Consider the following 26,622-nt stretch of genomic DNA (forward strand, 5'->3'; position numbering starts at 1 on the left):
GCATTCCAGTGTTTTCCAGCTTTCTCCTGTGATTGCTGTTGTAGAGTCGTCGGCACTTCGCCAACTGCCGCTGCGGCAGCGGGCGTCGGGCAGTCGCGCCTGCACTGAGGAGAGTCGCTCGTGAAAGCCCTGCACACATCCGACTGGCATCTGGGCCGGACCCTGCAACGCCGCTCCCGGGACGATGAGTTCGACGCCGTCCTGGCCGAGATCACCGCCATCGCCGAGTCGGTGCAGCCGGATCTGATCGTGCACAGCGGCGACCTTTTCGACTCCTACCGGCCCGCACACAAGGACGTTCTGCGCGCACTGCGCTGCCTGAACGCCTTCGCCCGCATCGCGCCGACTGTCGTCCTGGGCGGCAACCACGACTCGCCCGAGCTTTTCGACCTGCTCAACTACGTGGCCGCCCTGCGGCCGGACGCCGACCAGCACCGTCTGCGTTTCGTCCACAGCCGCGGCGACACGGACCCCGGCGCCGTACTCGACTTCGACAGCCGTGACGGGCACCAGCGCATCCGCCTGGCCGCCCTGCCGTACGTGCACCCCAACCGCTACCTGCACCTCTTCCCCGGGTTCGGAACCACCGAGGGCGCCTACGCGGCCGGCCTGCGTGGGCTGCAGGAGGGTTTGCTTGCCCGGCTGCGTGACGGCTACGACCCCGAGCGTGACGTCCTGCTGTTCACCGCCCACCAGTACGTGGCCAGCGCCGTTCCCGCCCAGAGCGAGCGAATGTGGGAGGTGCGCGAGCCCTACGCCACCGATGCCGACGCCCTGCCCCAGGTCGCCTACTGCGCCTTGGGGCACATCCACAAACCCCAGCCGGTCGGCGCCGGACGGCTGCCGGCCCGCTACGCCGGCAGCCCCCTGCAGATGGACTTCGGCGAGAGCGAGGAGACCAAGAGCGTCACCGTCGTCGAGGCAGGACCCGGCCGACGCACCCTGGTCACCCCGCACACGCTGCACTCCGGGCGGCGCCTGGCCCGATTCCACGGCACCCTGGAGGAACTCGGCGCCGATGCAGCCCAGTACACCGGCGTCTACCTCAAGGCCGTCATCCGCAGTGACGAACCCGTCCCCCGGCTCGGGGACAAGGTCGCCGAGCTGGTGCCGCAGGCCATCGTGGTGGACATCGACGAGGACTGCGCGGCCACCCGGGCAAGCGTTCTGACGGGGGCCGACGCCGCCGATAACAGCAAGCTCGACATCACCGCAGTGTTCAGTGCCTACCTCGCCGAGGCCAGCACTCCCGGGCAGAGCGCCGACGAAGTGGTCGCCGCCTTCGCCGACCTGCTGAACACGCCTGACACCGCGTCGGCCGCCTCCCCCGCCGAGCAGCTCCTCGCCGAGGCGCTCGCCACCCCCTGGACCGGCGCCGCCCGCGGCCGAACGGAGACCGCGTCATGAAGATCGCCCGCCTGACCTTCTCGGGAGTCCGCAGCTACCCCGACACCTGCACGATCGACTTCACCGGCAAGACTCTCATCGGCATCCTCGGCGACACCGGCGCGGGCAAGACCAGCATCCTCGAGGCCATCACCGCCGCCCTGTACGGGAAGTGCTCCTGGACCGACCGCGCAGCCCAGCTCCGCTCCGACCACTGCGACACCATGATGATCGAGTTGGTGTTCTCGGTGGAGGGCCGGGACTGGACGGTGCACCGCGTCTTCCACGAATCCCGTCCCACCCAGGCACGGCTGACGGCTCCGGACGGCAAGCACACCGACGGGGTGCGCCCCGTGGACGACGCGATCCGAAAGCTCATCGGGATCGACTACGTCACCTTCAAGTCCTCCGTCCTGGTCCCGCAGGGCCGCTTCGGAGACCTGCTCAACGCAGGCGACGCCGACCGCACCCGCATCCTGAAGTCTCTCTTCGGTGTCGACGAGCTACAGCACGTACGACAGCTCGCCACCGAGTCCGCCGGCCGCCTCAAGGACCTCATCAGCCAGGCCCAGCGCGATGACGCCCGACTTGACGACGATCCTCGCGCGGCGGCACAAGCCGCCAGGGAACGCCATGACAGGGCCCAAGCCGGTGCCACGGACCTCAGCGGCCGGCTGACCGAGCTGCGCCAGCTGCAGGCATCGACAGCACAGGCCCAGCAACAGGCACGCCAGAGCGCGGACGCCGCCTCGGTGCTCGCCGAGCGCCGCATCACGGACTACGGCACCACCACCGCCGCCGTCCAACAGGCCAGGGACGAACTGGAGCAGCTGCAGGAGACCAACGCCGCGGCCGAAACGACCGCCCAAGCCCACCTCGAGGACGTCACCGCCGAGCGGGAAACAGCCTCCGCGGCAGGTCTGGCGCCCGACGCCCTGGCCGCGACCGCTCAGGTCCTCAAGGACGCGCCCGGCCGGCTCAGCACCCTCGCCGACGGGGAAACAGCGCACACCCGGCTCCTGACCGAGCTCGAGGGGGAAGAAGAGGATCTGGCCAAACGCGCCGGCGAACTGGAACAAGCCGAGCAGCGCATCGAGGAGATGCGCGCGCCGCTGCAGCACGCCGAGTATGAGGCGACCGGTGCGGCCGAGGCGCTGCAGACGATGAAGACCTCCGTCCGGCGCGCCGGTGAAGCAGCGAGCGCACTCGCCCAGCAGCGTGCTGCCCAGGCTCGCGCACACGGCAAGCTCACCGCCCTGGTGCAGGCGCCTCCCGACAGCGACCTGGACGTGGCCCGGGCCGGAGCGCGGCGCGCGCAGGACGTGCTGGAGAGCATCCGGCGCCAGGAAGCGGCGCACACCGCAGGCGACGGCCTGGCCGTCGGCGACGGCTGTCCCGTCTGTACGGGGACGCTGCCTGAGGACTACCAGCCACCGCAACCGCACGACGCCGAGGCCCTCACCCTTGCCAAGGCCACGGCGGACAAGGCCTTAGCCGCACTGGCCCGCGCCGAACGCGAGCACACCCTGCACGCGCACGAGGTCGAACAGCTCCAGGCGGCCCAGAACGAACATCGACAGCAGGTACAGGAAGCCACTCGCCTGCTGGAGGACCAGCTGCCCCTCGTACGGGAGCGGGCCCGGGAACTCGCCGTTCGCAGCGCCCACCCCCGACCCGAGGTCTACGGGAAAGAGTTGGACAGCGCCGCCGCGGCGGCGCTGTCCCGCATGGCGGCGCCCACGCCCCCGACTGCAGCCGAGCAGGAGGGCTTGGTCGACGAACTCCTGCAAGACGCCGACCGGCGCGTCGCACAGCTGCAGGAGGCGGTCGTCTCCAGCCGGAACGAGCTGGCACAGAAGGAAACGGCACTAGGCGCGGCGCGCGCTTCGCTTCAGGCGGCCACGCTCGCCGCGGAGAAGCGACGCGCGCAGGCGCTCCAGACCACCGAGCGTCTGGAAAGCGAACAGCGCAGCCTGTTGGCCAGCCTGTCCACACTGCCCGAGCTCGTACGAGCACACCTGCCTCAGCAGCATGCCCTCCCCTCCTCCGACCACCTGAAAGCCGCCACCCAGGCCCTGCGACGCGAACAGAGCCATCAGCAGGAGCTTGCCCAGCGGCAGGAGAAGCTGCGTGGGCTCGTGCATTCGCTGGTGGCCGAGCGGGGCAAGCTGACCGAGCGCCGGCAGCAGGAGGTCACTCAGCCTCTGCACGAGCTCCGAGCGCAGCTGCAGCGATGGGCGGACAGTGCTCTCAGCGCGGCCGCACTGGTTGAGGAGGCCCGACGCCCCGTGCTGCCCTTGCCGGCAGGGACGAACGACCCCGCGGTCATGGAGCAGTACGCTGCCCGCCTGGAGGGCACCAGCACCTTGCTGTTTGCGGCTCTGGACGAGCACGGCACCGCGGCACGTGCCGCCATGGCGGAGCTGAGGGCGCGGTTGTCCGCGCATGCAGAAGCGGTGGCCGCTGCCTACCCCGGCAGCGCCGTGCTGCAGGTGGACTCCGAGACGGATCCGCTTGAGCCCACCCTCCTGGACGGCTTGAGCAGTCAGGCCGGCACGCTGCGCAACGAGGCCGCGTGTGCCTTGCGGGACGGGGAGCAGGCCCTGTCCCAGGTTCCGCACAAAGACCGGCTGACGGCAGCCATCAGCGCCGGCGAGCGCCAGCTGGCCGCCTGGCAAGCGGTGAGCGCGCACCTGACGGACGGGAAATTCCTCGGCCATCTCACCGACCTGCGCACCCGTGCTCTGCTCGCCCACGGCAGCGAGCTGCTGCAACAGCTCTCCGGCGGCCGGCTGGGATTCGCCGCCAACTTCGACATCGTCAACCTCTCCAGCCGTGCCCGCCGCAGCTCGCGCACCCTCTCCGGCGGAGAGACCTTCCAGGCCTCACTCGCTCTCTCCCTCGCTCTGATGGAGATGCACGGCCGAAGCGGCACCCGACTGGAGAGCCTCTTCCTCGACGAAGGCTTCGGCACTCTGGACGCCGCTCGTCTCGACGGCGCCCTGCAGGTCCTGCGTACTCATGTCGGAGCCGACAAGCTGCTGGCCGTCATCAGCCACCTTCGCCCGGTTGCCGAGACCGTGCACGACGTGCTGTGGGTCGAAAAGGACCACCGTGGCTCCAGAGCCCACTGGCTCAGCGCAGCGGAACGCGACACTCTCATCCGCGAAGACCTCCACAACCTGGCTGACCTCACTTGAACCCCTCACGCCGGTCAGCAGGCCGCCGCGTGGCTCAACGAGCGCAGGGCCTGTGACGTGTCGCAGGCCCTGCGCCAAGCGAGAGTGCCCTCACAGCTCACAGCACGCCCGTTCACCAGGGCAAAGGACCTGTGAGGCTCACAGCCTGGTCACTTACCACGGGTCGCCCCGCACACGCCGCCAAAGGGCTCGAAGCACCGCCTCGTGGGGACCTGTGGTCCCTGAGACGGCTGTATCTCGGTGGTGCGCACCGAGCGAATGCACATGTCTCGTCCGGCCGGAGCTCGCCCGTCTGCGCAACGGCGCCGGGACGTCCGTGCAGCAGCCGCGGCCTCACTCGGCGACCGCACCCCGGTGGCGTCGCTCGCCATCTCGACGTCCCCGAGGCGGGCGACCGTCTAGGGGAATGCGAGCCCGTCCTGCCAGTCGCTCACCTCGATGCGTGCCTGTAGGGCGCGCATGCCGACCGCCTCTTGGGCGAGGCGGCAGCCGGCGGCGAGATGCGATGCGGCCCGCGTTGCCAGCGGTTCGGAGAGCCAGCCAGCGAGTTCTAGGGCCTTTCCGTGAGGCACCGGTGTCTGTCCTGGCTGCGGCACACCGATCTCGAGCAGCAGCCGGTACAAACCTGCGGCCGGACGTACGGGAGGGAGCCCTTCCTGGGCTGCCCTTCGATGTGCGCTGGCTGGGATTCGCAAGCCATCGGCGTCGAGATCGCCGAAGTATGCGATCGCGCGTACGTCGGTCATGTCGAGGACCGAGGCGACTGACGCTTCGAACGCTGCCCCTGCTCCCCATGCAACCCGTCCGACGTCTCCGGGATCGGCAGTCAGCATGCGAGTGAGGGTGTCGAAGGTGTCGGCGTTCTCGACTACGAGAAGCACTGGGCCGCCTCCGATCTTGCGGGTCGACAGTGGCGGGTGCGCGCGGAAGGTGCGCAGGAGTTCAAGCGTGAGTCGGCCTGGTGCGAACAGGGAGGTGTTGAGCAGGGCATCGAGGCGCTTCTCGTGCCCGAGGACTTCGAGAGATCGTTCTCTCAGTGGTGTGACGTCATCGTCGCGGCCGCGGTCTCGCAGCCAGTCGTTGATTGAGCGCAGGGTGCCGATCTGTCCCAGCGTGAGCCGAGCGGATGCGGCCCAGGCGAGTTCCGGGCGCCACGCTATGGCTTGGGCGGCTGCTGTTGCCGTGGGTGAGGGTTGAGGGGCTGGCAGCTTGAGGCGGGTCGGCAGGGCGGGGGTCGCCGAGGTGTCCTTGGTGTGGGAGCAGCTGATCAGGCCTGCGGCGGTGAGCGCTTCGAGGGCCTCAGCGAGGTCTGTACGGCGGCTGGGGCGCATGGCAGAGGCCGCGTCGGCGATGGCGAAGACTTCCCACAGCTCAGCGAGGGTGAGGGTTCGCCGTGGCCATTCCTCCAGTGCTGCGGCGAGTCTCATGGCTCGGGGGGACAGTGTGACGTTGGCTGAGGTGGAGGGGTTCATGGCGCTTCTGTGGGCCGGCGGTAGACCCGGGCTGCGGTGACTGTTCCCGGTGCTGCGCCGGGGGTCGCGGCTTCGAAGTCTGCGAAGGGATGGGGCATTTGGGCGCGGACAGTCTCGGCGACTCGGATGTGCTTGAGTCCCGCTCGTAGATCGGCGTCGTTTCGCATCCGGATCCACAGCGGGAACGCTGCCAGGGCGCGGTCGTCGGACAGGCCGGTCGTGTATACCAGTTGGACGCCCAGGGCTGAGGCCACGCCCTGTTGCAGGTCGAGGAGATAGGACGCGCTCGCCTTGCCGATCGGGTTGTCGAGGAACAGTACGCCGGAGTGGCGGTTGCGCATCTGGCCTCGTTCGTTGGCTCGCAACGCAGCCATGGTGCAGTACAGGATGATCGCGGCGGTGAGTTCCTGTCCTCCGGAGAACACCGTGTTCATCTGCTCGACCGGGACTCGCTCGTCGCGCAGGACGGAGTCTGGTTTCAGTACTTCGACGGTGAAGCCCTTGGGGACGGCGGCTTCGGCGGAGCGCAGGAGGAGTGCGATCCCGTCCCGTTTGGGGGCGCTGCCGCGGGGTCCGATCTGGCGGGCGGCTGTGGAGGCGGCGATGTCGTCGACGAGTTCGCCGATGCGGGCGGCGAGCAGGCTGGGGTCGGGATCGGTGAAGCGGATGCGGAGGAACTCTTTGCCTTCCCAGTCGCCGAGTCCGGAGGGCAGTCGGGACAGGCGTGTTGCTGTCCGTAGGGTCTTGAGTGCGCCGTCGGTGAGCGCGGCCAGTCGCTCGACGATGAGTTTGCGGTGCTTGCCGGCGTTGTCCAGATCCGTGTTCAGTGTGGCGAGTCGCTGCGCGAGCTGGTCGGCGAATTCTGTGGCGCGGGCACCGAGTTGTTCTCGTCCCAGGCTGATGATGGCCCGCCGGGCGACGTTCGTTGTCTTTTCGAACCGGACGTCGCTGACGAAGCGGACTGCTCCGTCGACGAGGCCGCTGAGGGCGCGGGTGGCGTCGCTGGCGGCGGCGCGGGCTTCACGCAGCTCGCGTCGCAGCTGGTCGGATTTCTCGCGGGCGCTCTCCGCTGACTGCTGGTAGGGCTCGACGGTGTCGGGGCCCAGTTCCGTCGTCGGTCGTCCCTCCTGGGGGCTGGAGGTGTCGTCAAGGGTCGCTTGCACAGGCTGGAGCACTTCACGGAAGCTGCGGGCGGCTTCGTTTGCCTGCTGCATGTGGCGTTGCAGGTCTGCGGCATGCCGCGTGGCGATTTCGAGGGCGTCTTGAGCGGCACGCTGCTCGGCCTGGGCGGTTTCCATGAGCTGGCGTCCCTGCTCGACGGAGGCAGGGCGGCGTGTCTCGGGGAGGACGATCCATACGTTGCGGTCGCGGTCGGCGGGGCTAGCGGTGCGCAGGTCGCTGCGGAGTTGTCCGATGCGTTCGTTGGCAGCGTTGATGGTGGCGGCCAGCCGCTGTTTGTCGCGTTTCGCGCGGGCGATTTCGGCCTGCCGGCTGGCGCGGTCGGCGCCGGCGGGTGTGGTGAGCAGTCGTTCGGCCTCGGCGGTCGTCTCGGGTGGGAGTCGTTCAAGGTCGGTGCGGCGTCGGGCGGCTTCGGTCATGGCCCGTTCTGCCTCTGCCCGGAGATCCTGGCCGACCTCGAGGCTGCGGTAGACGTCGGCTGCGGCTGCGTAGGCCTGTTGGAGGGCCAGCAGACTTTGGCTCGGGACGGTTTGAGCGATGGCGCCACTGGCGGTGACGACCTCGGATGCCGCGACGAGGTGGCGCTCGGCGCGGTCTCGGGCGTTTTCTGCCGCCCGCACGGCGTCTTCGGCCTTGGCCAGCTGCTGTTCCCGGGCCATGGTTGCCTCGCCCACGGTGCGGCGAACTGTTTCCATGGCCTGCTCAGCCTCGCCGGCTCGCCGCTGCGCTTCGGCAGAACGCTCCACCTTGGCCGTGAGCCGGTCGAGAGCGCCTGCGGTGTCTGCGGCGGCACGCTCCTGTGTGCGCAGTTGGGCGAGTTGAGCGGGGTAGACGGCCTCGCGCTCTGCCCAGGTTTCCATGTCTGTGGTTGCTGCCTGTGCCCGTTCTTGTGCTGTGGCGACGGCGGCGTCTGCGGCCAGGAGTTGCTCCGTCAGCTCGGTGAGACGGCCGGATGGGCAGGCTTTGCGCCAGGCAGCGAGTTCGGCGGCGACGTCGCGGGTTCGGTTCAGCGCTGTGGTGAGTGTCTCGATGTCCTGGCCGCGGCGTTTCATGTCCTCGCGCAGCTCCGCCCTGCGCGCCTCGGCGGCTTCCTCGTCGAACATGGCCGGATTGGTCTCGATCACGAAGCGGGCTGAGGTCGGCTCAGTTGCGGTGAGCAGCTGCGCACCAGTGCCGACGGCGATCGCGGCTGCGGGCAGCAGGTTTGCCGATTGGGTGGCGGTGCAGGCCTGGGGAAGCTGCGTTGCGTCGACGAGCACGACTCCGTCGGCGAGTTCTGGATGTGTCGCGATGAGGGTGATGCGTTCGCTGGCGGAGGCATTTTGCGCCAGGTACTGCCAGCCTGTGTGGGCGGCGACGCCTGAGTCCTGCAGAACCTGGACGGCGGCCTCGACCTCAGGTCTGGCTGGCAGCAGGCCGCCGTTGCCCAGCGCGGTGAGAACACGGTGGTCGCCGTTCTGTACAGAGCGTAGGCCGTCCAGCCGTTCTTGACGTGCGGCGATGTCTTCGGCGAGCTGGCCGGCGAGTGCTTCTGCCGATGCGTCGAGGGTCTCCGTGTCGATACGGTCTACGGCTAGGGCGGCGACGAGCATTTCATCGGCGGCTAGTCGAGAAGCGCGGGCGGTCAGCTCGTGCAACTGTTGTGCTATCGGCTGCTGTTCGCGCTCCTTGTCCAGCAGTGCCCCGGCGGCTTCGCGGGCGCGGATTTGAGCGTCCTTTAATTCTCGTGCGACTTCTGCGGCCTTGCGTTCTGTGGCGGCGAGTGCGTCCTTGAGGAGGGCTGCTTTCGCGCGTGCTTCCAGGGCTGCGGCGGGCACGTCTAAGCCGGCCGGCATGAGACCGTCGGAGATGGCCTGGGCTACTGCGCGGGCCGTTTCGTCGACTTTGGCCAGGGCTGCCTGCTGTGCGCTGCGGGCCTTTTCTTCGTCCCGCAGCGCGGCAGTGCGCCGCTCGTCCGCCTTCCCAGCGGCCTCTTTGCACTCCTCAGCTTCCTGATTGAGCTTTCGTGCCTGGGCCCGGTCATTGGCTGCCTCGTTGTGGAGTTTCGCCAGCAGCTGGGCCGCGGCCGCGTCGCGTGCGGCCAGAGCGGGTCGTGCGGTCTCCTCGGCGTCGGCGATCTGCCGCTCGAGCGCCGTTGCGTCAGCGACCGACTGGTCACGGGCTTCGACCATCTCGGACGCCGCCCAGCCAGACAGCTCGAGCTCGACCGCTGCTTGCGCAAGCTGCGCGGCGTCTTGCTGTTCCTCCGCGGCAGCGAGTTCCAGGGCAAGCGTTTGACGTCGGATTTCGTTGACGACGTCACGCGTCCGGTCGCGGTCGGTTTCGGATGCGCTTGCTGCGGTTACTGCTGCGGCGTGCTCGCCAGTCAGCCGTCTGGCGGCAGACTGTTCAGCGTCATGGCGCGCTGCGACTTGGGCACTGAACGCGTGGATGTCTTGCACCGTGCGCTGCAGCCCGGCGCTCGCCTGCATCGCCTTGGTGTGCGCCGCGCCGACGGGGTGCAGCGCCGCTACGGCGCCTTCGGCGAAGTCGCGCTCCATCAGCATCGCGGATCGATCGCCGACGGTGGTGGCGTAGCTGTCGAAGTTGTCCGCCACGCTGACGGCGTCGGCGGGGTCCGTGACGATCGTGAGGAGCCAGTCGACGAATTCCTTGCTGCTCTTGAATTTGAACGCGCTGGCCGCTTCCCCTTCGTCGGCGTTCATCTGCCGCTGGATGGCGAACAGTTCGGGTTCGATGCGCAGGCTGCGCAGATGGTCGAGCCACTCCCCTTGATGGGATCCGATCCAGGCCAGCTGGGTGGCTGGGTGGGTGCGGTCGATCTCTTCCAGCGCCTCCTGGAAGTGGCCCAGTCGTAGGCGGCGGCCGTCGGCGGTGAAAGGGAGGGTGGACACTTCGACGGCGGGATTGGGGCGCAGCGACCACCATGCCTCGCCCAGCTTGCGGCCGTCGCTGGTGCGCTTGCGTCGCCACTGGTAGGTCTTTCCGGTGACGATGCGTTCGCCGGTTTTGACGTGCATCCACTCCAGTACGACGTGTCCCGCGTCCTCCCCCACGACGAACTTCTCCAGAACGTCGGACGCTCCGCCGAGGGTGTTGCGTTTTCCAGGCAGGATCACCGAGAAGAGCAGTTTGAGCAGGACGCTCTTGCCGCCGCCGTTTTCGAGAAGGAGGAGGCTGTAGGGGCTGGGGCGGCGCGGAGGCGCGTCGAACAGCGTCCCCCCGCCGATGGGCTCGCCCACATCGGCGAGATTCAAGGTGACGTCGGTGAAACGGGCGCCGCGCGGGCCGACGCCGAACATGCGGACGCGGTTGAGTTCGTACACAGTCGTCCCCTACAGCTTGGCGATGTCGTCGGGTGACCATTCGACGGCGGTCAGCGTGCCTGTTCCGTCAGTGATCTCGGTGATGCCGAGCGCCAGGAGCTCGTCGAACATGATTGCGCCGGCCTCCCGGACTTGTGCCCGGTAGCGCGGCGTCGTTCGGTAGGTGCCGCCTCGCGCGTCGCCGGTGCGCACCAGCAGGCCTTGATCGGCGAGGAAGGCAAGGGCCTTGCTGACGATGCCGGTCGTCGAGGTATGGAGTTTGCGTCCGTCGCCGGTCGCCCCGGTTTGGGCGCGGCGCGTATAGACCCTCCACACCGCCTCCAGTCCCGGTCGGTCGCTGGATGGGTCGGTGTCCGCTCCTTCCGCCGTGGCGGTTTCGGCCAGAGCGGTGGAGGCCTGGCGCACGAATGCTTCGACTCCCTGTGCGGTGATCCGGCCGAGGTAGGTTTCGTCGGCGAGGTCTGCCGGGCGGGGGAATGCGAGGGTGGCGGCGCCCAGGTGGGCCAGTGCGTGGAGCACCCGCTCGTGTGCTTTCCCATCGCCGCCGGTCCGACGCGCGTAGTCGGTCATCCGGATGGCGAAGACGCTTTCCTCGGTGGAAGCGACGACCACGCCCGTCCGCTCGGTGACCTCGAGGATGATCAGGTCCAGTCCTCGGGCGACGGCGGCGGTGACGGTGGCGAACTCGTCGTCGCTCCGAAAGCGCCGCACCAGCCGCCTGTATTCGTCGTCGCGGGAGGGGACGAGTTTGGGCCGTAGGCCGAACCCGACGAGGCGGGAGGCTTCGGCGGCGGTGTCGGCGGTGCTCATGCAGCCCCCCTTTCCCGCCCGGCAGGCACAAGGTCTTTGGAGAGGGCTCCCACGACTGCCCCTTCAGGCCCTGCGCCGTCGCCCTCGGCGGGAGTGGTCAATCCGGCTCGGGCAACGATGAGATCGGCGCCAGCGAACTCGGGATCACTCAGCACGGTGCCGTCGTCCACGGCGAGAAGCACCGAAGGCGCGCCGTGCCGGAGGGCCGGGCCGATCTCTTGCGCTGCGAGGGCGAGCACCCTCACCACCACGAGCAGCGGCAGCTCAGGATGCAGCTCGCGAGCTTCCTCCAGCAGCCCGGACAGACGTCGCGGCGCCTCCACGTCGAGGTCCAGCAGCCACTCCAGGTGCTCGTAGCACTCCTCCGGGAAGCGAGGCGCCTCTGCCGCCTCGGACAACTCCGGCTCCTCGATTTCGCTGCCCAGCGCCTCGCGGACCGCTGGAGGAGTCACCAGCAGGGTGAAGAGGTCAGCCAGACGCAACGCCGGGCGCACGGCCAATCCGACCACCCGCGTGAAGTAAGCGGCGAGCACCCCGTCGGCGTCGCGCACCGGCAAGGCGAGCGCCGGCTGCAGGAGCTGAGCGTGGAGGTCGAGGTCCGCCCGCATGGGCTGCGGTGCGAACGTCTGCCGGTCCTGCTCAGTTCGAAAGCGCCGACCGGCGTTCTGGAGTGCTGCCTGGAGCTGCTCGTGACGTCGCAGGCAATCGCGGACGATGCCGACGAGCGCAGCGGCCTGCTGCTTGCGCACAGGGGTATCGGCGGTGTCACGCGCCTCTGTGATGTTCACCAAGATGGCGTTCTCCGCCCGGCAGCGGGCCTCGATGTGCTCAAGCGCCTCCGCGATGAACGTCGGCATGGCGGTCAGCCAGTCCACCGTGCGCACGTCGCGGCTCGTGGCCTCGAGCCGCTGACGCAGCATCTCGCCGTACTGGATCGTCCGGTACCGCGCGGCCTGCGCAGCAGCTTGCGCGTCTGAGAGCCGACCGCGCCGAATCAGCGTCTCCAGCCGCACATCCGCGGCGATCTGCGCCGACTCGATGTCAACTTCCAGCGCACCGACCAGGACATTGACCGCCTCGTTCGCAGCACGCAGGTAGATCCCGCCGTCGGCTCCCGGAACCTCCTCGAGAAGGCGGAAGTCGAAATCACGCCGCTCGTACCGTCCGTCGGTACCCGTCATCCCGTAGACCGCGCGGAAGCCGCGATCAGCCGATCCCACGTTGAGCAGGTTCTCAAGAACCCACCCAGCGGCGTGCTCGTGCTCAGCTGCAGAGCGGTCCGGCGCCTGATCAGCGGCGTACCGGGACAGATCTTCAACGGTCCGCTCCGGAGAAGCGCCGGCGTCGAAATCCATCGCGAGAGTCACCAGATCGATCGCGTGCAGCCCAAGCTCGCTCATCTGGTAGGCAGTCAAGTCAGCCGACTGAACGGATGACTTACGGGCGTCCAGGTCGTGTAGGGGCGCAGTGCACGCGAGCGCTTTGATGCGCTGCGCGAATCCAGTGTCTAAGCTCGCAAGTCCTTCAGCCACCCTCTAAACGGTAAGGGGGAGCACTGACAACGCGCCGCGGATGGCTAAAGTCGACGGTCAAGCTGGCCGAGTTCCCAACGAAACGCTCCTGGTCACGACTACCCTGACCTGCGGCCCGACCCGGACTACCGGCTGCGGGTCACCGAACGGCTCACCCTGATGCCGCAGGGCCTGCGGCTGCATCTGGAGCGGCGCACGGTGACCGCCAGGGCGGTTGCCGGGACGGCCGTCGACGAGGCACTGTCAGAGCTGCGCCGCCCGGTGCACGGGGCGGGTGACTGACTCCGGCAGCCGGATGTCCGCACTGCCGCGGGCGGCGTTGAGCTGGGGCTGGGTGAGGAAGAAGGCGCCTGTCAGGTCGGCGTCGCGCAGGTCGGCGCCGCGCAGATCCCCGGTGGGTTTCCGTCGGGGTGTTCCTGGATCCAGGCAAGACCCCCGATGTCGAGACGGGTGCGGGTGCGTGTGACGGCGACATAGGCGAGACGGGCTTCGCTGTCGTCGATCGGGCCGGGATGGGGCGGCCGTGTGCGTCTTGCCGGTCGGTGTCCTTGGGCGGGGTGAAGTCGTCGGCGATTCTCACGCGTGCCCACTCACGGCCCTTTGCTTTGTGGGCGGTGGAGACGGTGACCTTGGCGTGGGGTTCTGGGGTGAGGCGGTTGACGGCGGTGAGGATGGCTTCGGGGCCGTGGGTGTCGACGAGGTCGACCAGGGGTTGGAGGTCTCGTCCGGAGGGATCGTGGGCGGCATAGTCCTGGACGGCGCCCCAGGTGGGGAAGAGGACGAGTTCGGGGTGGTGGGTGCGTCGGCCTTCTTTGAGGTCGCGTGCTGCCAGGGCGAGTGTGCGGAGGCTGTCGCCGCCGCCGACGAGGGCGACGGGCGTGCCGGCGGCGAGGTGGCTCATGACGTGTTTCATGGTGCCGACGTTGGTGCGACACAGGACAGCGTCGGGTTGGGGAACGGGGCCGAGTTCGGTGGGCATGGTGTCGGTTCCGGTCAGGCGGATGGGGGCGTCGGCGATCGCGAGCCACCTATTGGCCTCGCACGCCAGTTGAGGGCCGAAGCGGAACGAGCGGGACAGGGCGAGCTTCGTGCCGTCGAAGCCGGCCATGACGTCTTTGGCGCCGCGCCAGTGGTAGATGGCCTGGGCGGAGTCGCCGACCATGACGAGTTGGGCGTGGCCGCGCTGGTTGTTGAAGATGTGTTCGACGACGGGGTTGGTGTCCTGGGCTTCGTCGAGCAGGAGGTAGTCGGTGGGGATCTTGGGGTCGGTGAGGGACCAGATCTTGAGGAAGTGGTCGGGGTCGAACCGGACTGCGCCGTCGTCGGGGTGCTGCAGGTCGGCCCAGGCTTTGTGGGCGTAGGGCAGGACGGTTTCGGCGAGATGGCCGCGTAGTTGGGGGTGGTCGAGTCCACGCAGGGGCGGAACGTGGTTAGCGGTGATGCTGGGGTCTGCGGAGTGGCAGAAGCGAGTGACGGTGCGCAGGACGGTGTTGGACACGGTGGTGGGCGAGATGTCGTGGTCGCCGATGCGGACGGGTGTGGTGATGCCGAGGTCCTGGCCGGAGCGCCAGGCGGGGCGTCGGGGTGCGTCGAGTCGGCGGGCGTAGCGGTGGCCGAGGGCTGCGTAGGCGAGGGCGTGGGCGGTTTTACAGGTGACGGTGGTCGGGAACCGGGAGGCGGCGTCGTGGGCGATGGCCCGGTTGTAGGCGAGGTAGCGGCCGCGGCGTCTGGTGGCGGTGGCGAGGAATGCGAGGGTGGAGGTCTTTCCGGTGCCGGCGCCCGCTTGGAGGGCGATGTGGTCACCGGCGCGGAAGCGGTCGGCTGTGTGGGCCTGTTCGTCGGTCGGGGTGAACACGTCGCGGCTCCGGGTTGGCGGGGACAGAGGGGGGATGGTTGGCACGGACGGCTGCGTCGCGGGCTCGGCGGGCCGGGAAAGCGGCTGAGTGCCGCGGCCGATCTGTCGCCCGGCGCCATGAACCGGGGATGCCGGCGATGAGGGGGCTTGTGGGTTCAGCCCGAGGTACGGCGAACGGCCCGTGGTAGGCGGGTGGCGAGATGGGCGTGGTGCTTGATCGGGTCGAAAGGTTCCCATTCGGCGAGGGCCAGGTCGGCTGCCCCGGTCGTGATGGCGTGGATGGGACAGCGTTGTGTGCGCCAGCGCAGCTGCTCGGCGTATGGAAGGCCGCCGAGGTCGTAGACAGCGATATCGACGGCAGGCAGGGCCAGTTGGCGGTGCCGACGGAGCACCGCGGGGGTGAGGATCCAGTGTCCGGGTGCAGCGGGGTCGAGGACCGGCTGGTGGCATCGGGTGCGGCGGCGGGTCTGGGCGACGCACTGGATGTCGTCGATGGGGTGGGCTGCGAGGTATCGGCCGTACAGGAGCTGGACGACCGGGCGCTCTGGCCGACACGCACCGGGTGCTGTGGGCGGCGTTCGGGGGGTGAAGGCTCCGGTGTCGAGGAGTCGCCGGGTGTGGAGGGCGAGGCGTCGACGGAGGTGGTCGAGGGCAGGTGACGGCGGCTGGGGTGCGGCGCGTGCCGGGCACAGGATGGTGTGGGCGGTGCGGCACCATCCGCTGGCGTCGTCGGCGGAGTGCGCGATGCCGGAGGCTACATGCCAGCGAAGCGGCTCCGGGACGGCCCTGGCAGGGAGCTCCATGGGATGGAGTGCGACAGGCTGCTTGTCGGTGGTGGTGTGCCAGTCGATTCGGTTGCCGCAGTCTCGGCACGCTCCGCGTTGGGCGATGCGCAGCAGGCGGCTGGGGCAGTTGGCGGCGATGGTCAGGACGCGGCCGCGGTGCGAGACGACGGGGCTGCCGTCCCAGTGGCGTGGCGTGGGGCGGTGGGTGGAGTGCATGGGCGTGAAGGTTCCACTCGGCGCGCCACGTTCAGGGTGTCCACGCTGCCGTCTTCCCCCGGCCGGCCCAACAAGTGGGCATGGGCGTTCGGGGGTTCGGTCGCCAGTTCCCGCCCGGTGACCGATTCGGGTGATCCTCGGGAGGCTGTCGGTCGGGGGCTATGCAGGACTCTTGCCGGGGGGTTCGTGGCCGGTGCACAGGGTGGCGAACAGGCCACCGAGGGGGACGTCGAAGGCGTGGCCGAGGGCGTGCCAGGTGGCGAGGGATCCGATGGTGCGGCCTTGCTCGATCTCAATGAGGGTGCGTCTGGACAGGCCGGTTCGGGTGGCGAGTTCGTCGTAGCTCCAGCCGCGGTCGCCTCGCAGGCGCGCGAGTTCCTGGCGCAGCGCGTCGAGGTCGGGGTCGGGCGGCAAGATCGTCACCCGTCCATCGCACGGTGCAGACCCCTGCCCTGTCAGTGCAGACCTCTGCCCTATTTGCGTAGATGGCGATTCCGAGCGGGAGGGCAGAGGTCTGCACTACGGTGCCGCCGTCGTGCCACTCCCCGCGGCTGCTTCCCTGGGACGCCAGGCCACGGGGCCGAGCAGAAAGAGACCAGCGGCAGATGAGGCTGTGCACTACACGCCCGCCGGCGCCCCGCACGTGGACCGTCGAACTACGGTCCCAGCCACAGGGGCCGCTCCTCGTCTGTACTCAATGCGCCCTCGCTCCCGAAACCCTCCACGGCCGCAGCGCACGGTCGGCAGCCCTCGCCCACCTGGCCCGACACGCCCGCTGCTCGCTCCTCCCCCAGCACCTGCGGACATGCCAGTGCCATGAACGGGGCTGTCGCTGGCATTCGCGCCACCGCGGCTGCGACGGCCCGCTCCTTCTCGTCCTCTCCCGGGAACACGGCGGCCGACTCTGGCGACTCGCCGACACCTGCACCGCCTGCGCCCACGCCATGAAAGACGCCAGCATCGTCCCCGACACCACACTCACGGCCACCCTGCGCCCCACCCCACGCCCAGGGCGAGGCTCGGCCCGCAAAGAGGGTGTGGAGCAGGACCTGGTGCGTGACATGCTCAGCTATCTCGCCGCGTCACTTCCCCAAAGTGTAAGTCCGCGGGGGCGGATCCTCGCTCTGCAATGCGTCTTGCGGGCAGACCCGGACGGCCATCTGCAGCTCCCCTGTGGGCTGGTCCGGGGCATGAGACTCCCCCAGCCCGAAACCGCCCGGCAAGAGCTCACCGACAGCGGCTGGATCCGCCCGTACCCAGGACACGGCGACACCATCGCCGGCCGGCTCACCGACCCTCTTGCCGGAAGCCTCGGCTCGCGACGCCGCCGCCAGGCAGCCGACTGGGCCCTGCGGGTGATCCAAAGCGGTCTGGTCGCTCGACTCGCCCCGGCCCCACGCCTTCTCGCCTTGGCAATCGCCGCACACACTCCCCCCGGCGAGACGGCCGGACGAGCAGAAGCCGACCAACTCGCCCGCCGCTGCGGCCTGTCACATGACGGACTGATCGGCACGCTCCCGCTGCTCGCCAGCCAGCGCGCCGTCACGTTCTGGGAGCTCGCCCCTGATGCCGTGGACCTGGTGTGGAGCACATCGCCTCCCCACGCGTCAGCGCGAGGCCTCAATACCCCCAGGGCCGCCGGCGACGTACGCGAGTCGCCGAGTGGCGCCCGATCGGCCAGCACGACGGACACCGACGTCAGATGAGCCCCCATCCATGCTCGCGCCGGGCCACACACCCCCGAGTCGGGCAGCCGGATCCGCCCGGACTCCCAGGCCAGCGTCCTGAGCGCAGATGCAACAGCTCCGCTCCCAGGCGTTGAGGCCTCGCCGCCCTTGGCACGCAGGCCAGTCCATTGGGCTGTGCCGCCGAACCGGGACACCCGCTGCGAAACGACTATGTCCGTCGAGTTGTCTGTGCCCCGCGTGGCTCAGCCGTCCAGGCATGGCGACGGGCCTCTTCGGCCAGGACGGCCGGCGACGCGTCGCGACACTGTCCGCCGGCAGCACTACCGCGATCGCCAGGTGCGTACCTCGAGGTGGACGATGTGCGCGGTGGGGTGGATGCGGCCCGTCTCCACGAGCCATTGGTGCACGGCGGCAGTGACGTCTCCCCCGGCGTGGTCGGTGCGGCTGGCGAATTCCCGGGCGTCGAAGCCGCCGGTCTGGGCGGAGCCGTAGGAGCGTTCCTCGGTGTGGTCGGCGCGTTGGACGACGTCGCGGCGGATGCCGGGTGAGTCGGTGCGGCTGCCGGAAGGGTGGACATAGCCGGTCTTGGCGAGGCGGACGGTGAAGGCAAGGCGCAGGCCTTGTCGGGCGGCTTCTGCGATCAGGGGGCGCAGGCGTGCGGCGCCGGAGGCAATGGCTTGGGCGCCGGCGCGGCCGGTGCCGGTGCCGGTGGGGGTGATGAGGACGGCTTTGGTGCGCACGCGGGCGCGGGTGCCGGAACTAGTGGTGCGGCGGGTGATGTGGGGGGCGGCGATGGCGGCGAGTTCGGTGGCGTCGGTGACGCCTGCGCTCTGGACGGCGGCGAGGACGTGGGTGAGGGCGGGGACGAAGGCGGCGCCTTTGTGGCGTGTGTAGAACTGGGAGACGAGGGAGGGGTCGCGGTCGATGATGCGGGCGATGTCGCGTTTGGTGAACCCGGCGGCCTGGAGCTGGTCGGCGAGGCGAGCGGCTTCGCTGCGTTGCGGGGCTCCGGCTGGTGTGCGGGGTGGCATCACGCCTCCTTGAGGGCGATGCGGCCGGCGTCGCGCAGTGTGAGGAGTTCTTCTTCGGTGGTCGGGGCAGTGACGGGGCCGGCGAGGTGACCTTTGCGAAGGTAGTCGCCGGGCTGACCACGGTAGGGCCAGGGCTGCGGCGTGGTGAGGTAGACGGCGTCGGTGCGGAAGGCGACGACACTCCCGGGCGGGGCGTGGAGGGCTCCGGCGTGGATGTTGTCCTCGCGGTGGCGCTGGGAGAGCAGGGCGGCGCGGGCTCCTGACCAGATCGCGGCAGCCCATTCGGGGTGGGCGTTGGGGTCGCGGGTGAAGCCGGTGGGGCGCTGCCAGGTGATCTGCTCGTCGGTGAAGCCGATGATTTCGGCGTCGGCGGGGACGTCGCGTTCCATGGTGCGGGGGGTGGTGCCGGTGACCATGCGGGGGCGCTGGGCGAAGGAGCCGATGCCGTAGAGGAGAAGGCTGCGGACGGCGCGGGAGGCGAGGCGGGCGGCCTGGCGCTGGGCGGGGTCACCATGCAAGTCGGATTGGGCGGCGAGGGTGGCCCAGGCTTCTTTGAGTTTCTTCGCCCAGTCGTCGAGGGGTTTGCCGTCGTCGAAGAGGAGGCCGTCGAGGATTTCGATACGCCAGGGCTGGATCGGGTTGGCCAGGGCGGTGTGGATCTCGGGTCCGCCGGCCCAGGTGGTGAAGGTGGTGCCGGGCTGGGCGGGGTAGTGCCAGGCGCGGTCGCCGGGGGCGGGGGCGGGGAGGATGCCGACGTGGTTCCAGGTGTCGGGGACGGTGACGCGCACCTGCCAGTGGCCGCAGCCGTAGAGGGCCTTGATCTGGTCCTTCTCGCTCAAGGAGGCGAAGGTGGCGGCGGTGATGCGGCGGGGGGTGCCGACGGGGGATTTCCAGGTGTGCTTGGCGTAGGCGAAGGTGCGGTCGTATTCGACGAGCGCGGGCAGCTGGTCGGGTACGGCGGGCGGGGTGATGAGTTCGGTGCGGCCCTGTCCGGCGGTGGCGTGGAGCAGTCCGCGAAGTTCCTCGGACAGGACGGGGTAGCCGTCGGCGTGCTGGCCTCGGGTGGGGATGGTGCGGGTCCACAGGTCGCGGCCGGTCTGGGACGGGGAGCCCATCAGTACGGCGTCGTTCCAGTGGGCGCGCAGGGTCTTCCAGAGAAGGACGAATGCGTCGCGGACGACGGTGGGGGCGGCGCCTTCGGGGTCGAACCACTCCCCCACCGATCGGATCTCGACGTGGTGCTGGCCGTTGTCGCTCTGGTAGCGGCCGACGGGGTTACGGGGGTGGACGAAGTGGCCGGCCATCTTGTCTTTGCCGCGGCCGGTGTCGGTGCGCCACCCTGGGATGGGGGCGTTCAGCCAGGCTGCGACGGCGTCCTTGAGGAAGGGGTGCTGGTCGGCCTGGTGGTGCCAGGGGTCCCCGGCGATGATGAAGATCCGTTCGGTGCCTTCGGGGACGGCGTGGAAGACGGCCTGGAGGATCGTGGCGGCGGAGGTGTCGGGGAGGTTCAGGCTCAGGGTCTGGTCGCGGTGGACCAGGGTCCCGGTGGTGGTGTCGAGGAAGACGGTCGAGCGGGCCTGCTGGGTGAAGTTCGGGTGGGTGGATGCGAGGTTCGGGGTGTGGGTGAACCACCGGTCCCCCTTGGCACCTTCAGGGATCGACGGCAGCTCTCGCGAGGGGGCTGCGGCGGTGACCGGCGCGGCTGCAGCGGCGGGTTCGACACCAGCGGGAGCTGGGTGAGCGACAGGGGCACTCACGGTGGGGGCGGCCGCGGTCGTCTCGGGCGGTCCGGGCTGTTGTGCTGCAACGGCAGGGGTCGCGTGGCTGTCCGGCAGTGCAGTGCTCTGGCCGGCGACAGGTGTGCTGCTGGGCGTGTGGGCGGGCTGCGGTGTCTGTGTGTCGGCAACGAGGTTCTCGGGTGCGAGGGAGGGGGCGATCTGGACGATGTCGGCCAGGCTCAAGCCGGCCGCGGGAGCAATGCGCTCCGCGTTGGCCTTGTCGTGGGCGGCCAGCGCACGGATCTTCTTGTCCCGTGCCACCTCGAGCTTGGCCAGAGCCGCCTTCACCTGCTTGATCGCGTCGCGGTCCTTACGCAGGTCGGCAAGGGCGGCGTTGTAAGCCTTTGCGTCCATCACAGTCCCTCACAGTCGGCGTTGCGGGTTGAGACGTAGGCGATCGGGCCGCCGGAATGGGAGGGCAGGCGGGAGCCCAGGAGGAGTTCGGCGGTTGAGCGGTCTGCGGCCGAAGGTGCGGTGAGGTGGATGACCGGCTGGACGAGATCGGTGACATACCCGGCGAGGACAGCGTCGGGGAAGGCATGCCGGCCCCGCCCGTTGCTCTCCCATCGCTCCAGACCGGTCAGAACGGCAACCACGTAACCGGAGACGGTGACCGGCAGGACACCGCCTGCCGCGACGCTGGGAGCGTCGCAACGCCACCAGCCGCGCATGGCCTCCTGGATCTCCCCAGCCTGCAAGGTGGCGGAGAACCCGGTCCGCCCGGTGTTCCCGACATTCCCCTCGCGTGCGCGCCGGTCCGCTTCCACGCGCAGTACGCCGATCTCCGATGCTTCAAGGGAATGCAGCGGAGCCGCGTAGCGTGAGCTCAGGACCTGGACGGCTTCCAGGGGGACCATCACCCGCACTCCCCTGTTGGTCAGCCCCGGGATCAGGTGAGCGTGCACCAGGCGGCGGAAGGTGGTGATGGCCATGCCGAGTTCAGCGGCCGCCTGCCCCGTCGTCAGCAGCATCACGCCTCCGCCCCCACCTTCAAGTAAACTTAGATATCTGATTCGACATCAACATTACCGAGTGCGCTCAAGCGCGTCAAAGACACATGTCCGGCTCTGTCTTGGCAGTGCTTGCCTGCACGTTCACCGCTGGACCGGGTTCGATGCCGCTGGTCGGCAGTACCCCCGCACTGCAGCACGCCAGACGGAGTGCGAGAGGCCGGCGAGATCTCCGACCGCCGCAATCCTCTCAAGCAACACATCAGCCCACTGCTCCGGAGAATCCCGCCCTGCTGGCGGCGATGAGAGCGGAAGTCACACTGCAGTGCCCCTCCCCCGCGACCTGGGGCGGGGTTGCGCAGGGCAACTACGCGCCGGTAGCACACGGTGGGGCCGCGGTCCCCGGGCGATGCTCATTGCAGCCTGGTCTTGGCAGAACTTCATGTTCGGCGGCCACCCATGGCCGCCCGATGCGACACCCCGAGCGGTCCGTATCGGCGAGGCACAGGGGCCACGACTTTTTCCGGTCGGTTATGCAGTGGAGGTGGATGCGACGAGTTTATCGATGTGTCACATATGAGTGTGCTAGTAGGAGAACTCGATGTAGTCGATATCGGCGAGTCGCACCGCGTGCAGGCCGCTGCGGCCCGGTGAGACTCCGAAGTAGGACTCGCCGATGCCGTCGGCGACGATCGTGCGCAGATCGTCTTCGCTGGCGTTGTGGTGTCGGGCTTCGAGCAGACGCGCCGGGTAGGGGTGGTGCAGGTTTTCGGACAGCCGGCGCAGGCGGCCGTCGTCGGAGGATCCCGCTGAGGCGTTGAAGCCGAACCAGCCGCAGAAGTGCACGTGCATGCTGTGCTGCTGCTGGCTGACGGTCCGGTGGGCGCGGTGCCGGATGCGAGGTTGCCACAGTCGGACCACTTCTTTGAGGATCGCTCGGCTCAGTTCCTGGTTCGCTGCGCCGGGTTGGCCTGCGAGAAGTCGCCGCAGTTTTTGAGGGGGGATGCCCAGGCGGCGGGAAAGAGCGGCGGGGTCTTTTTCTTTGGAGGCGAGAAAGCGCAGGCGGGCGCGGTCGGAGCGCGGGGGCTGGCGGGTCCAGTGGTGGGCGTCGGCGATGTCGAGTGCTTCGGCGATGGAGGCGGTGCTGAGTTGGTCGAGCATGGTTCCTTCAGGTGGTGGGCAGGCCGCGTAGCTGGCGGATCGTCTTCGTCCGCGAGGCGGGGTGGAAGGGCGGGCGGTACGCGCGGTGCGGCGGGGTCGGCAGGAGACGGCAGGCGTGGAGGGCCTGGTCGATTTCTGTGTGTTCCCACGAGGGGACGGACAGCGGGTTGGGGGCGTCTGGATGGCCGCGCAGGTCTGCAAGGTGGCAGGCGGCGTCGATGAGGATTCTGGCCCAGGCCGGCAGTGGGGGCAGGCCGCTGCCCGACTGGGTGTGCAGGGCTTTGATCTGGTGGCTGTTGTATCCGGTCAGGACGGTCAGGGCGGTGCAGGCGGCGTGTACGGGGTGGGCGATGCGGGTGTGGATGCGGTCGGCGATGACGGTGTGGTGGGGGTGGAGGGGGTCGTGGTGTGGTCCGGGTGTGGGCAGGGGCGGGGTGGGCCCGGGCGGTAGGGGTGAAGGGTGGAAGGCGGGGGTGAGGGGCTGTGAGGGCTGGGGTGGCATGCGGAATTGCAGTTCGTCGGCTTGTGGGGGGAAGGGGGCGCGGTGCTGCCACCAGGGGTAGTGGTCGGGTCGCTGCCGCGGCGTTGAGGGGCGCCAGTGGGCGGCTGCTTGGCGTGGGGTGTCGATGACTTTGTGCTCGGTGGTGTCGAGCAGGCTGAGGTTTTTGGGTGGGACAGGTCCGTTGCACAGCAGGGTGAGGCGGATGTTGGTGAGGGTTGCGAGTGCGAGCAGGTGTTCCCAGTGGCTGGGGCTGAGCCGGTGGGCGCGGCAGATGGTCAGGTGGCTGATGCCCAGGGTGGTGATCCATGCTGCGGCGATGCGCCAACTGCGGTCGGTGTGGGAGGCCCAGGTGGGTAGGTCCCGGTCTTCGTCGGGCAGGGGTAGGTGTTTGCCGAGGGCGCGGGTGATGTCGTGGGCCAGGTAGGGGCCGGTTTTCACCAGCGGGGTGGGGTGGACGGTGATGCGTCCGGTGGGGGGCTGGTGGGCGCCGAATGCCAGGCGCATGAAGTTCTGTTCGTCTCGTGGGGCGGAGACGAGGGTGACGCGGGGTGGGGTGTGGTTGTGGCCCGGTGGCCAGGTTGGGCTCCATTCGCTGGGGTGGCGGGCGGGGCGTGGTGGAGTGGGGTGGGGGTTCATGGTGTTTCCGGGCGGGGGGTGAGGTGGCGCAGGAGCGCGTGGGGGCTGGTGGGGGCGGGGCGGTGGGTGGCGCGGTGGGTGAGGGTGGCCCAGCGGCGGAAGTTGCCGTGGGCCCATATGCGGTCGAGGTGTGCGAGCAGGTCGGTGCTGGTGGCTTTCCAGTGGGGGTGGAAGGCGGGCAGAACGGTGGTGATCTGGGCCGGGGCGAGGGGGCCGAGTTCGTGCCAGCAGGTCACGCGTGCGGCGAGCATGGGGGTGGTGCGCAGGGCCTGTAGGCGGTGGCTGCCGGCGCTTAGCACCATGGCGATGCGGGTGTAGGGGTCGTCGTAGAGGTGGCGGAGGTATTCCTGGCAGGAGGGCGAGAGCTGGTGGGCTTCGTCGACGGCCAGGAGCCGGGGCGGGTGGTGCAGGGCGTGGCGGATGAGGTCGTCGCTGGTGCCGGCGTCTTTGGGGCATGGGCCGGACAGGTCCAGGGCGTGGTGGAGGCTGTGGCGCAGGTCGTCGGGGCGGGCTTGGGGCTGTGGCAGGAGACGGATGGCGTGCCAGGCGGGGTGCTGGTCGAGCACGGTGTGCAGGGTGAAGGTCTTGCCTGCGCCTGCGGGGGCGGTCAGGCACATCAGGCCCTGCTCGGTGACGGTGGTTCTCAGGGCGGTGGCGGTGGCGGTGACCTGCGGAGTATGGACGGTGCGGGCGCCGGTGAGGTTGAGATGGTGCCGGGGGAAGCGGATCGTTCCGTGCGCGGTGGTAATGGCGGCGGTGCGAGTAGTGCGTCGGGACGGTGCGGGGGCGGCGTTCATCGGTCGTCGTCGCGGCGGACGGGGCGGGCGGGGCGGGAGCGGCGGATGGCCCAGCGGGCGAGGGTCTCGTCGACTTCGCTCAGGCCTCGGCGCTTCATGCCTTCCAGTACGTGATGGGTGATCTTGGACCACATGCGGAAGGTGCCGCCGCCGGCTTCCTGGTCGATGAAGTCGATCAGTTCAGGGGAGGCGTTGGCCCAGATGGGGTGGAACAGGGGGATGTTCTTGGCGATCTCCGCGGGCTCCATGGGCGTGAACTCCTGCCAGATGTAAATCCGGGAAGCGAGAGCGGGCTCGTTGTACAGGGTCTTGTAGCACTCTTCGCCGCCGACGAAGAGGACGGCGGGCCGGCTCTTGCCCTTGCCGGTGTCGTACAGGTGGCGGACGTATTCGAAGCATTCGCGGCTGAACTGCTGGGCTTCGTCGCAGACGAGGATGTAGGGGCGGCGGGCGAGGGCCTGCTTGAGGAGGCGGTCGAACTCGCTGGGGTGCGCGGGCGGCTTGCCTTCCAGGTGCAGGACGTCGAAGAGCTCCATGCGGATGTCTCGTGGGGTGGGGCGGGAGCGGAACTGGAGGAGCAGGACGAGGTCGGGGGCGACTTCCTTGAGTGCGGCCCGTACAGAGAAGGTCTTGCCGAGTCCGGCGTCGCCGTAGATGCAGGACATGGCGCGGGCGTCGATGGTGTCGGCGATGTTCTCGCTGGCCTCCAGGAGGGCTTCGGTGGCCACGATGCGGGCGTCGGGCAGGTCGAGGTAGAAGTCGGGGGCTGCGCCGGCGGCGTCGGCTGCGCGCATGTCGGTAGTGGTGTCGGTCATGGCTGTTGCTCCTTGCGGGGATGCGGGCCGGCCGGGGGCCGGCGCAATGTGGTCGGGCGGCTGGAGGGTGGTGCCGGTGTGCCGGCCGGTTGCCGGATGGTGGATCTCGGCCCGCTTGGTGTCGGGGGCGGATGCGATCGTGGTGCGGGTTCCGGCGTGGGTGGGTGTGGAGTGGGCGGTGTATGTGCGGCCCTGCCCGTGGTGGTGGAGGGGGCGGGCTGGGCCGTGGGGTGGCGGGGTCATGGGGTGGCAGGGTTCTCCTGGGTGTCGGCGGGTTGCGGGATGGCCCAGCGGGTGCTGGGGGTGACACGGCGGGGCATGTATCCGGCGGGTACGTCGCTGTCGGCGGCGCGCGGACGCTGTGTGGAGGCGAGTTCGGCGGCGGCCTGGGCGCGGGTCATGTTCCCGGCGGGGCGTGCCGGTTCGGCCTGGGTGACGGGCTGGAAACGGCGCCGGTTGCGGCGTTTGGCCTCCGCGAGATCGCGGCGCAGACGGCTTACCCGTTCGTCGCGGGCCTCGTGGACGGCGCGGATCTCTTCTTCGCTGGCTTCGTCGGCCAGGTGCGCGGTGCCCAGGTAGCGGTCGGTGTGGGCGTCGAAGACCTCGATGGTGCGCAGATGGTGGGGCTGGTAGCGGATACGGGCTGGGATGCCGGTCCGGCCGGTCATCCAGGCGGCAACGTAGTCGCGGTTGTTCCAGCGGATGCCGTGGCCGTGAATGATGCGGGTGGAGCGTTCTTCTTCCAGCAGGAAGACGTTGAGGTCCTTGAGCGGGGGCTCGCGCAGCGGGGTGCCGTCCTCGAGCCACGCCTGGATGGGGGTGAGACCGCCTTTGCTCTGCATGGGGTGGTGGGTGTTTCGGGTGCGGACCCACTGGGTGAACAGCTCGACGAAAGCTTCAAAGGTGAGCGCGGGGTCCTTGTCACCCGCCCGTCGTCTGGTGTCGAGCTTCTGAGCCTTGGTGTAGCGGGGCAGGGTGGAGAAGAACATGCTGGTCGCTGCCCGGTTGAGGTTCTCGATGCCGCCTTTGAGGTGGGGGGTGTAGGGCGGCAGGACATCGACCTGGACACTGAAGAGACCCATGGCCTGGTGCACTGCCCGGGAGAGGAAGTCTTTGCCTCGGTCGATGCGGATACGCCGGGGCAGCCCGCCGGCCGGGCCGTGGACCTCATCGGTGAGGATGCAGGCGCGCAGGGCAGCCAGGATGGATGCGCGGTGCGGGTAGTGGGGGGTGACGGCCCAGCCCATGATCATGCCGGTGTGACAGTCACAGAACCAGGTGACCCACGGTTTGACCAGCCGTCCCTCGGCCCAGACCAGGACCGGTACCTGCTTGTGGTCGCCTTCCCATTCCTCGTTGCGGCAGGTGGGCGGGCGGCGCAGGTGAGGGTCGTGCGCGCGGGAGGCGGGGATGCCTTCACGCAGTCCTGCCAGGTCGCCCGGCGTGAGGTCGGATCTGATGGCGCGGTGCAGCGTGGACAGGCTCGGCACGTCCCCCTCGTCG

16 protein-coding genes and 3 pseudogenes are annotated in these 26,622 nt (G+C 69.3%); 3 read left to right on the forward strand and 16 right to left on the reverse strand.

The window, feature by feature from the left end:
* The first annotated feature begins 120 nt into the window (after window positions 1-120).
* Together OF819_RS26460 and OF819_RS26465 are read left to right on the forward strand one after the other, a co-directional pair.
* Complete coding sequence (locus tag OF819_RS26460; protein ID WP_267246164.1) at window positions 121-1,407, forward strand: metallophosphoesterase family protein; 1,287 nt, start codon at window positions 121-123, stop codon at window positions 1,405-1,407.
* Window positions 1,404-4,586, forward strand: a complete 3,183-nt coding sequence (locus OF819_RS26465) for an AAA family ATPase (protein WP_267246165.1) — start codon at window positions 1,404-1,406, stop codon at window positions 4,584-4,586. The genes OF819_RS26460 and OF819_RS26465 overlap by 4 nt, the downstream gene beginning before the upstream one ends.
* Window positions 4,587-4,984: 398 nt before the next feature.
* Here the strand turns inward: OF819_RS26465 and OF819_RS26470 are convergent, their stop codons facing one another.
* From OF819_RS26470 to OF819_RS26485, 4 genes are read right to left on the reverse strand one after another with little or no spacing between them, the layout of a single operon-like run.
* The gene (locus OF819_RS26470) at window positions 4,985-6,013 is read right to left on the reverse strand and encodes a Wadjet anti-phage system protein JetD domain-containing protein (protein ID WP_267246166.1); all 1,029 of its coding nucleotides are present in this window, start codon (window positions 6,011-6,013) and stop codon (window positions 4,985-4,987) included.
* Window positions 6,014-6,054: 41 nt separating this feature from the next.
* Window positions 6,055-10,563 (reverse strand): hypothetical protein, encoded by a 4,509-nt coding sequence (locus OF819_RS26475; protein ID WP_267246167.1) that lies wholly within the window; start codon window positions 10,561-10,563, stop codon window positions 6,055-6,057.
* Between the two features lie 9 nt (window positions 10,564-10,572).
* The gene (locus tag OF819_RS26480) at window positions 10,573-11,373 is read right to left on the reverse strand and encodes a hypothetical protein (RefSeq protein ID WP_267246168.1); all 801 of its coding nucleotides are present in this window, start codon (window positions 11,371-11,373) and stop codon (window positions 10,573-10,575) included.
* Entirely contained in the window at window positions 11,370-12,788 is a 1,419-nt protein-coding gene (locus OF819_RS26485) for a hypothetical protein (protein ID WP_267246169.1), read from the reverse strand. Before OF819_RS26485 ends, OF819_RS26480 begins: the two co-directional genes overlap by 4 nt.
* A 222-nt stretch (window positions 12,789-13,010) precedes the next feature.
* Here OF819_RS26485 and OF819_RS26490 point away from each other — a divergent pair.
* Window positions 13,011-13,187, forward strand: a pseudogene (locus OF819_RS26490) (cytochrome P450); the annotation flags it as partial.
* Here OF819_RS26490 and OF819_RS26495 read toward each other — a convergent pair.
* The 12 genes and pseudogenes from OF819_RS26495 to OF819_RS26550 form a co-directional block, all read right to left on the reverse strand.
* Window positions 13,149-13,295 (reverse strand): annotated as a pseudogene (locus tag OF819_RS26495) (pentapeptide repeat-containing protein); the annotation flags it as partial. The pseudogenes OF819_RS26490 and OF819_RS26495 overlap by 39 nt on opposite strands.
* Window positions 13,259-14,760: pseudogene (locus OF819_RS26500) on the reverse strand (UvrD-helicase domain-containing protein). The pseudogenes OF819_RS26500 and OF819_RS26495, both read right to left, overlap by 37 nt.
* Window positions 14,761-14,915: 155 nt before the next feature.
* Entirely contained in the window at window positions 14,916-15,761 is an 846-nt protein-coding gene (locus tag OF819_RS26505; RefSeq protein ID WP_267246170.1) for a DUF6083 domain-containing protein, read from the reverse strand.
* A gap of 159 nt (window positions 15,762-15,920) precedes the next feature.
* On the reverse strand, window positions 15,921-16,184 hold the full coding sequence (locus OF819_RS26510; protein WP_267246171.1) for a helix-turn-helix transcriptional regulator: 264 nt from the start codon (window positions 16,182-16,184) through the stop codon (window positions 15,921-15,923).
* 1,585 nt (window positions 16,185-17,769) lie between these two features.
* Entirely contained in the window at window positions 17,770-18,480 is a 711-nt protein-coding gene (locus OF819_RS26515; RefSeq protein ID WP_267246172.1) for a helix-turn-helix domain containing protein, read from the reverse strand.
* On the reverse strand, window positions 18,480-20,612 hold the full coding sequence (locus tag OF819_RS26520) for a hypothetical protein (protein WP_267246173.1): 2,133 nt from the start codon (window positions 20,610-20,612) through the stop codon (window positions 18,480-18,482). The genes OF819_RS26515 and OF819_RS26520 overlap by 1 nt, the downstream gene beginning before the upstream one ends.
* Window positions 20,612-21,229 (reverse strand): helix-turn-helix domain-containing protein, encoded by a 618-nt coding sequence (locus OF819_RS26525; RefSeq protein WP_267246174.1) that lies wholly within the window; start codon window positions 21,227-21,229, stop codon window positions 20,612-20,614. Before OF819_RS26525 ends, OF819_RS26520 begins: the two co-directional genes overlap by 1 nt.
* Before the next feature lie 564 nt (window positions 21,230-21,793).
* Entirely contained in the window at window positions 21,794-22,369 is a 576-nt protein-coding gene (tpg, locus tag OF819_RS26530) for a telomere-protecting terminal protein Tpg (RefSeq protein WP_267246175.1), read from the reverse strand.
* A gap of 7 nt (window positions 22,370-22,376) precedes the next feature.
* Entirely contained in the window at window positions 22,377-23,375 is a 999-nt protein-coding gene (locus OF819_RS26535; protein WP_267246176.1) for a hypothetical protein, read from the reverse strand.
* Between the two features lie 128 nt (window positions 23,376-23,503).
* Window positions 23,504-24,304 carry an ATP-binding protein gene (locus tag OF819_RS26540; RefSeq protein WP_267246177.1) on the reverse strand — a complete coding sequence of 267 codons (801 nt, stop codon included), beginning with the start codon at window positions 24,302-24,304 and terminating at the stop codon, window positions 23,504-23,506.
* Entirely contained in the window at window positions 24,301-25,119 is an 819-nt protein-coding gene (locus tag OF819_RS26545) for an ATP-binding protein (protein WP_267246178.1), read from the reverse strand. The genes OF819_RS26540 and OF819_RS26545 overlap by 4 nt, the downstream gene beginning before the upstream one ends.
* Window positions 25,120-25,358: 239 nt before the next feature.
* Window positions 25,359-26,622, reverse strand: a 1,264-nt coding sequence (locus tag OF819_RS26550) for a Mu transposase C-terminal domain-containing protein (RefSeq protein WP_267246179.1), incomplete at its 5' end; no start/stop codon positions are given.

The sequence above is a fragment of the Streptomyces sp. PR69 genome, assembly GCF_026420845.1.
GTDB lineage: Bacteria > Actinomycetota > Actinomycetes > Streptomycetales > Streptomycetaceae > Streptomyces.

Coding starts and splice junctions, on each gene's coding strand:
- OF819_RS26465 (WP_267246165.1), top strand. CDS start 1,404: ATGAAGATCGCCCGCCTGACCTTCTCGGGAGTCCGCAGCTACCCCGAC.
- OF819_RS26470 (WP_267246166.1), bottom strand. CDS start 6,013: ATGAGACTCGCCGCAGCACTGGAGGAATGGCCACGGCGAACCCTCACC.
- OF819_RS26480 (WP_267246168.1), bottom strand. CDS start 11,373: ATGAGCACCGCCGACACCGCCGCCGAAGCCTCCCGCCTCGTCGGGTTC.
- OF819_RS26505 (WP_267246170.1), bottom strand. CDS start 15,761: ATGCACTCCACCCACCGCCCCACGCCACGCCACTGGGACGGCAGCCCC.
- OF819_RS26515 (WP_267246172.1), bottom strand. CDS start 18,480: ATGCCACCCCGCACACCAGCCGGAGCCCCGCAACGCAGCGAAGCCGCT.
- OF819_RS26520 (WP_267246173.1), bottom strand. CDS start 20,612: ATGGACGCAAAGGCTTACAACGCCGCCCTTGCCGACCTGCGTAAGGAC.
- OF819_RS26525 (WP_267246174.1), bottom strand. CDS start 21,229: ATGCTGCTGACGACGGGGCAGGCGGCCGCTGAACTCGGCATGGCCATC.
- tpg (WP_267246175.1), bottom strand. CDS start 22,369: ATGCTCGACCAACTCAGCACCGCCTCCATCGCCGAAGCACTCGACATC.
- OF819_RS26535 (WP_267246176.1), bottom strand. CDS start 23,375: ATGCGCCTGGCATTCGGCGCCCACCAGCCCCCCACCGGACGCATCACC.
- OF819_RS26540 (WP_267246177.1), bottom strand. CDS start 24,304: ATGAACGCCGCCCCCGCACCGTCCCGACGCACTACTCGCACCGCCGCC.
- OF819_RS26545 (WP_267246178.1), bottom strand. CDS start 25,119: ATGACCGACACCACTACCGACATGCGCGCAGCCGACGCCGCCGGCGCA.